Raw genomic sequence first — 6,575 nt, forward strand, 5'->3', positions numbered from 1 at the left:
CGACCACACCACCGAACACCCCACCCTCCACCCCACCGACATCGCCCACACCCTCGCCACCACCCGCACCACCTTCGAGCATCACGCCGCCGTCGTCGGTGCCACGCGCGACGAACTCCTCGCCCAGCTCCACACCCTGGCCCAGGACCCCGCCCTCGCTGTTCTCCCTGCCCGGCCCCGCACCAAGAAGGTCGCCTTCCTCTTCACCGGCCAGGGTGCCCAGCACCCGGGCATGGGCCGCGGGCTCTATGACGCCTACCCCACCTTCCGCGGCGCGTTCGACACGGTCTGCGCGACCCTCGACCGCCACCTCGGCGCCGAACGCCCGCTCAGGGACGTCGTCTTCGCGGACGACCCCACCCTCCTGAACCAGACCCGCTTCACCCAGCCCGGCCTGTTCGCGCTCCAGACCGCCCTCACCCGTCTCCTCACCGAGGACTTCGGCATCACGCCCAGCCATCTCATCGGCCACTCCATCGGTGAGATCGCCGCCGCCCACATCGCCGGAATCCTCTCGCTGGACGACGCGTGCCGCCTGGTCGCCGCCCGAGGCACCCTCATGCAGGCGCTGCCTCCCGGTGGCGCCATGATCGCCGTCGAGGCGACCGAGGACGAGGTCACCCCGTACCTCACCGAACACGTCGGCATCGCGGCCGTCAACGGGCCCCGCTCGGTGGTCGTCTCCGGAGACGAGGCCGATGTCACCGCCCTCGCCGAGGAGTTCTCCGGTCAGGGGCGGCGCACCCGCCGCCTCACCGTGAGCCACGCCTTCCACTCCCCCCATATGGACCCCGTCCTGGACGCCTTCCACCAGGTCGCCGGGACGCTGACGTACGACGCGCCGCGCATCCCCCTGGTGTCCACCCTGACCGGGGAGGCCGGTGCCGCGGTCGACGCCACCTACTGGACCGAGCACATCCGCAACACCACCCGTTTCCACGACGGCCTCACCGCACTCCACGACCTCGGCGTCACCACCTACCTCGAGATCGGTCCCGACGCCGTGCTCACCGCGCTCACCCGCGAGGCGCTGCCCGAGGCCGCCGCCGTACCGCTGCTGCGCCCCCGCCACCACGAGCCGACCAGCCTGGTCACCGGCCTGGCCCAGGCCCACGCCTGGGGCGTCGCCGTCGACTGGAAGGGGTTCCTCGCGGGGCACGGCGGCCGAAACGTGCCCCTCCCCACGTACGCGTTCCAGCGCCGCCGCTACTGGCTCGACACCCCCGACCCCGCCGGTTCGCCCGCGGGCCTGGGCCTGGAGCCCGCCTCGCATCCGCTGCTGGCCACGGCCACCGAACTCCCCGACGGCAGCCGCCTGTTCACGGGCCGCGTGACGCTGGCCGACCACGCGTGGCTCGGCGACCACATCGTCATGGGGACCGTCATCCTCCCCGGCACCGCCTTCGTGGAGCTGGCGTTCCACGCCGCCCATACGGTGGGCACCGACGAGATAGCGGAACTCGTCCTGAACGCCCCCGTCACCTTCGGCGCCCGGGGCGCCGCGCTGCTCCAGGTCATCGTCGGGCCCGAGGATCCGTCCGCGGGCCGCACCCTGACCATCAGGTCCCGCTCGGAGGAGGACCACTCCTGGACCGAGAACGCCACCGGCCACCTGAGCGCCCCCGTGCCGGTCTCCTGACCGTCCCGCGGGCGCACCAACAGGGCCGGACACCCTCCACGGTGTCCGGCCCTGTCGTGGTGTGGCGGGGTCAGGCGGCGCGGCCCATACGGAGCGGGGTGAACGGCAGGGCCGAGGCGTGCGGGGTGGTGTCGGTGAGGTAGGCGGCCATGGCGTCGGCGGTGATGGGGGCGAGCTGGACGCCCATGCGGAAGTGGCCGGTGGCCAGGTAGACGTCGGGGACGGCGGTCGGGCCGATGAGCGGGAGTTCGTCGGGCGACGCGGGGCGCAGGCCCGCGCTGATCTCGGCGAAGCGCAGCGCGCCGACGCCGGGGATGACCTCGGCGGCACGGGCCAGCAGGTCGCGGGTGCCGTCGGCGGTGACCGTCTCGTCGTAGCCGCGCTGCTCGTAGGTGGCGCCGATGACGAGTTCACCGTCCAGCCGTGGCACCAGGTAGAGGGACGCGCCCTTGGAGAGGGCGCGGGCCGTCACGCCCAGCAGCGGCGGCTCGGAGTGCAGCCGGAGGATCTGGCCCTTGACGGGACGGATCTCCGGGATGGCGTCCTCGGGAAGGCCCCCGATGTGGTGCGTCCAGCAGCCGGCGGCCAGGACGACGCGGTCGAAGGGCACCGCGTCGCCGTTGTCGAGGGTGACGGTGTGGTGCGCGACCCGGATGGCCTGTCGGCGGATGACGGTGCCGCCGAGGGCTTCGATGGCCGTGAGCAGCGCGGCGTTGAGGGTGCGCGGGTCGACCGCGCCGTCGTCGGGGCCGAGCAGGCCGCCGAGGGTGGGGGCGAAGGCGGGCTGGAGCTTGGCGCACTCCTCGGGTGTGAGGCGTTCGCTGCGGATGCCGAGCGACTCCCGGAAGGACTGCTGGTGGTCGAGCTTGCTCAGGGCGTCCTCGTCGAAGGCCGCATCGAGGACGCCGTCGCGCCGGAATCCGGCGGGGGCGAACTCCTCCAGTTCGGCGACGAAGGACGGGTAGAGGTCGCGGGAGGCCAGGCACAGGCGCAGCAGGTCGTTCACGCCGTCGATCTGCTCACTGCTCGGCGGGAGCATGCCCGCCGACGCGTGGGATGCCTTGGTGGCCGGGGCCGGGTCGATCACGGTGACGGTGACGCCGTGGCGCAGGGCCCGCCAGGCGGTGGCGAGGCCGATGACGCCTCCGCCGACGACAACGGTGTTCATGATTCGCTCTCCTGGAGAAGTCGCCGCAGGTGGGAGGCGAGGTCTGCGGGCGTCGGATGGTCGAAGGTGAGGGTCGCGGGCAGCCGCAGTCCAGTGGCGGCGGACAGGTGGCGGCTGAGTTCGAGGTTGCCGATGGAGTCCAGGCCGACGGTGTGGAACTCCCGGTCGGGGTCGATGTCGTCGGGGCTGTCGTAGCCGAGGACGGTGGCGGCCGCGTTACGGACGCACTCCAGCACGGCGCCGTCGTGTTCGGCGTCGGGCAGGTTCGCCAGGCGGGCCCGCAGGGTGTCGGTCGTGGCGGGCCTGGGCGTCGCGGCGGGTGCCAGGTCGGCCAGGACGGGCGGGACGTCCCCGGTGAGGGCCGACTCGTTCAGCCGTACGGGCGCGAGAACGGCCTCGTCCCCGGCGAGGGCGGCGTCGAAGAGGGTCAGGCCCTGGTCGTGGCCGAGCGGGGCGAAGCCGGAGCGCTTGATGCGGATGAGGTCGGCGGTGGACAGCTCGGAGCCCATGCCGTCCTCGCTCTCCCACAGGCCCCAGGCGAGGGAGACACCGCGCAGCCCGAGGGTGCGGCGGTGGTGGGCGAGCGCGTCGAGGACGGCGTTGGCGGCGGCGTAGTTGCCCTGTCCCGCGTTGCCGGTGAGCCCGGCGACGGACGAGAACACCACGAACGCGCAGTCCGGGTCGCGGATCAGGTCGTGCAGATGGAGCGCGGCGTCGACCTTGGGGCGCAGGACCGCGTCCAGCCTGCGCGGCGTCAGCGTGTCGACCGTGGCGTCCGACAGCACGCCCGCGGTGTGGATGACGGCGGAGGGCGCGGGGATGTCCGCGAGGGCGCTCTCGAGGGACGAGCGGTCGGCGGTGTCGCAGGCGACGATGTCGACGCGGGCGCCGAGCGCGGTGAGGTCGGCGGCCAGGCCGTCGGCGCCGGGCGCGTCCGGGCCGCGGCGGCTGAGCAGCACGAGGTGGCGGACGGTGTGGCGGGTGACCAGGTGCCGGGCGATCAGACGGCCCAGCGCGCCGGTGCCGCCCGTGATGACAACGGTGCCCGTGAGGCTCGTACGGCCCGGAGGCGGCGGGCAGCGGACGAGGCGCGGCCGGAACAGGGCGCCGTGGCGTACGGCGAGTTGGGGTTCGCCGGAGGCCACGGCGGCGAGGAGGGCGCGGCCCGAGTCCTCGGGGTCGTCCACGTCGACCAGGACGAAGCGGCCGGGATGTTCCGACTGGGCGCTGCGCAGCAGCCCCCACACGGCCGCGCCCGGCAGGTCGGACGGGTCCTCCTGGGGGCGGGTCGCGAGGGCGCCGCTGCTGACCAGGACGAGACGGGCGTCGGCCAGGCGTGCGTCGGCCGACCACTCCTGGACGAGCATCAGGGCGCGCTGGGCGGCCGAGCGCACCGGGGAGTCCTGGTCCGTGCAGGAGACCACGACCACGTCGGGTGCGGACGCGCCGTCGCGGAGCGCGGCGTCGAGGGCCGCCAGCGAGGGATAGGAGTCGAACGAGCGGCGGATGGACTTCAGGGCGCCGGTGACGCCGATGTGGTCGGTGCCGAGGAACGCCCAGCGCCGCTGGTCGGCGGCGGCCGGTGGCTGTTCGACGGCCTTCCACGCGACGCGCAGGAGCTGGGTGCGCTGCGCCGCGGCGTCGAGCTGGTCGACGGTGACGGGGCGTCGGACGAGGCTCTTGACCGTGACGACCGGTTCGCCGTCGCCGCAGGTGAGGTCCAGGGAAACGCCGCCCTCACCGGGCCGGGTGTGCACGCCGAGACGCCGCGCGCCCGCCTTGTGGAGGCGCACACCGCGCAGGGCGAAGGGCAGGAAGGTGCTGTCGTCGCGGTCGAGGTCCGGTACGAGTGCGGCCTGCAAGGCGGCGTCGAACAGCGCCGGGTGCAGGTGGTAGTCGCCCTCGCCGCCGGACGCGGCGCCGTCGAGCCGGGCCTCCGCGTAGACCTCCTCGCCGTCCGACCACACGGCGCGCAGGCCCCGGAAGGCGGGCCCGTACGGGAGGCCGCGGTCGGCGAGGCGGCGGTAGATGTGTGCGATGTCGACCTGCCGGGCTTCGTCGGGAAGCTCTGGCCGTTCCGGGTTGCTCATGGTGGCTTCCTCCGCGGGGCCGGGCGGGTCAGTTTTCGGGCGGGTTGGTGATGGCGGCGGCGATCTCGCCGTGGCTTTCGCCGCCCTGCTCGTCCCAGTAGCGGCAGCGGCTGCGCAGGATCACCAGGGCGTCGCGCAGATCGGTGGCGTCCCATTCGGCGATGTCGGCGATGTCGATCTCACCGCGGAAGTGGCGGCCGCGCATGGCGGTGCGGAACGTGCTCTTGAAGTCGGTGATGAACACGTCCGCGAGCTGCCGGGTCCAGAACTGCTCCAGCGTCCACCGGGAGAAGGGTTCGACCAGCGATTCCTTCACCGACTTGGCCATCAGGTAGTAGGCCATCTGGTTGAAGCAGATGTTGAACTCGACCGAGTTGAAGTGTCCGGTGTCGTCGATGTAGCAGGACTCGGGGATCAGGAAGGTGCAGGCGGCGCCGAGCCGTCCGCCGTCGAGGGGGTCGCCCGCAGCCGTGACCGTGGCCGAGGTGAGGTATTCGCACCGCTTGGCCCGGTAGGGGGTGAGGACGCGGTGCAGCAGTTCCTCGTCGGTGGGGTAGACGCGCTGGTCGATGTCGTCGAGCAACCGGGTCATGTCGGATCTCCTGATCGTTGCGCGGTGCGGAGGAGTTCGGCCAGGCTCATGTTCTGGATGGCCGCGGTGCGGTCCTCCATGTCCTGTGCGCCTTGGTCCTGCTCCGCCTCCGGGGTGGATTCCGGGGTGGATTCCGGCTCGCTCAGGCCCAGTTCGTCCAGCAGGTGGCGGGTGAGGACGAGCGCGGTCGGGTGGTCGAAGACGAGCGTCGCGGACAGGCGTTCCCCGACGGCCTCGCCGAGGGCGTTGCGGAACCGCACGGCGGCGAGGGAGTCGAAGCCCATGTCGCGGAACGACCGCTCGGCGTCGACCTCGTCGGCGTCGGCGAAGCCGAGGGTGGCGGCGGCCCGGGTGCGGACGACGTCGAGCAGCGCCTGTTCCCGGCGGGCGGGCGTCAGGCGGGCCAGCCGGTCGCGCAAGTTCTCGGCGGGTTCGGTGGCGGACGCGGCGGGGTCGACGGCGCGGCGGGCCGGGCCGCGTACCAGGTCACGCATCAGGTACGGCACATCGGAGCGGCGTTGCCCGGTCAGATCGAGCCGTACGGGCGCCACGAACGCCCGGTCGAGCGCCCCGGCGGCGTCCAGCAGCGCCATGCCCTCGTCGGAGGCGAGGGGCAGGACGCCGTCGCGGCGCATGCCCGCCAGGTCGGCGGTGTCCAGCGCGCCGGTCATGCCGCTGGCCTCCTCCCACAGCCCCCAGGCCAGCGACTGCGCGGGAAGCCCGCGGGCGCGGCGGTGTGCGGCGAGGCCGTCGAGGAAGGTGTTGGCGGCGGCGTAGTTGCCCTGCCCGGCGCCTCCGGTGACGCCGGCGGCGGACGAGAACAGCACGAACGCCGAGAGGTCCTGGCCGGCAGTGAGTTCGTGGAGGTTGAGCGCCGCGTCGACCTTGGGGCGCATCACCGTGGCCATCTTCTCGGGTGTCAGCGAGGAGATGATCCCGTCGTCGAGGACGCCCGCGGTGTGCACGACTCCGGCGAGGGTACGGCCCGCCAGCACGGCCGCCAGCGCGTCGCGGTCGGCGGCGTCGCAGGCGGCCACCTCGACGCGGGCGCCGAGCGCGGTGAGGTCGGCGGCCAGGCCGTCGGCG

Annotated in this window: 5 protein-coding genes; 1 reads left to right on the forward strand and 4 read right to left on the reverse strand. The window is 73.4% G+C overall.

Going from position 1 to position 6,575, the window contains the following annotated elements; translation table 11 throughout:
- Positions 1-1,639, forward strand: a 1,639-nt coding sequence (locus tag EEJ42_RS35770; RefSeq protein ID WP_123106371.1) for an acyltransferase domain-containing protein, incomplete at its 5' end; no start/stop codon positions are given.
- Between the two features lie 70 nt (positions 1,640-1,709).
- Here the strand turns inward: EEJ42_RS35770 and thiO are convergent.
- The 4 genes from thiO to EEJ42_RS35790 form a co-directional block, all read right to left on the reverse strand.
- Positions 1,710-2,807 carry a glycine oxidase ThiO gene (gene thiO, locus EEJ42_RS35775; protein ID WP_123106372.1) on the reverse strand — a complete coding sequence of 366 codons (1,098 nt, stop codon included), beginning with the start codon at positions 2,805-2,807 and terminating at the stop codon, positions 1,710-1,712.
- Complete coding sequence (locus EEJ42_RS35780) at positions 2,804-4,897, reverse strand: type I polyketide synthase (protein WP_123106373.1); 2,094 nt, start codon at positions 4,895-4,897, stop codon at positions 2,804-2,806. Before EEJ42_RS35780 ends, thiO begins: the two co-directional genes overlap by 4 nt.
- A 28-nt stretch (positions 4,898-4,925) precedes the next feature.
- The gene (locus EEJ42_RS35785; RefSeq protein WP_123106374.1) at positions 4,926-5,489 is read right to left on the reverse strand and encodes an FcoT family thioesterase; all 564 of its coding nucleotides are present in this window, start codon (positions 5,487-5,489) and stop codon (positions 4,926-4,928) included.
- On the reverse strand, positions 5,486-6,575 hold a 1,090-nt coding region (locus tag EEJ42_RS35790; RefSeq protein WP_123106375.1), incomplete at its 5' end, for a beta-ketoacyl reductase. The genes EEJ42_RS35790 and EEJ42_RS35785, both read right to left, overlap by 4 nt.

Origin of the sequence: Streptomyces botrytidirepellens (assembly GCF_003721215.1) — a bacterium.
GTDB lineage: Bacteria > Actinomycetota > Actinomycetes > Streptomycetales > Streptomycetaceae > Streptomyces > Streptomyces himastatinicus.

Bases quoted from the DNA above. Each gene is read 5' to 3' on its own strand.
- thiO (WP_123106372.1), bottom strand. From the start codon at position 2,807: ATGAACACCGTTGTCGTCGGCGGAGGCGTCATCGGCCTCGCCACCGCC.
- EEJ42_RS35780 (WP_123106373.1), bottom strand. From the start codon at position 4,897: ATGAGCAACCCGGAACGGCCAGAGCTTCCCGACGAAGCCCGGCAGGTC.
- EEJ42_RS35785 (WP_123106374.1), bottom strand. From the start codon at position 5,489: ATGACCCGGTTGCTCGACGACATCGACCAGCGCGTCTACCCCACCGAC.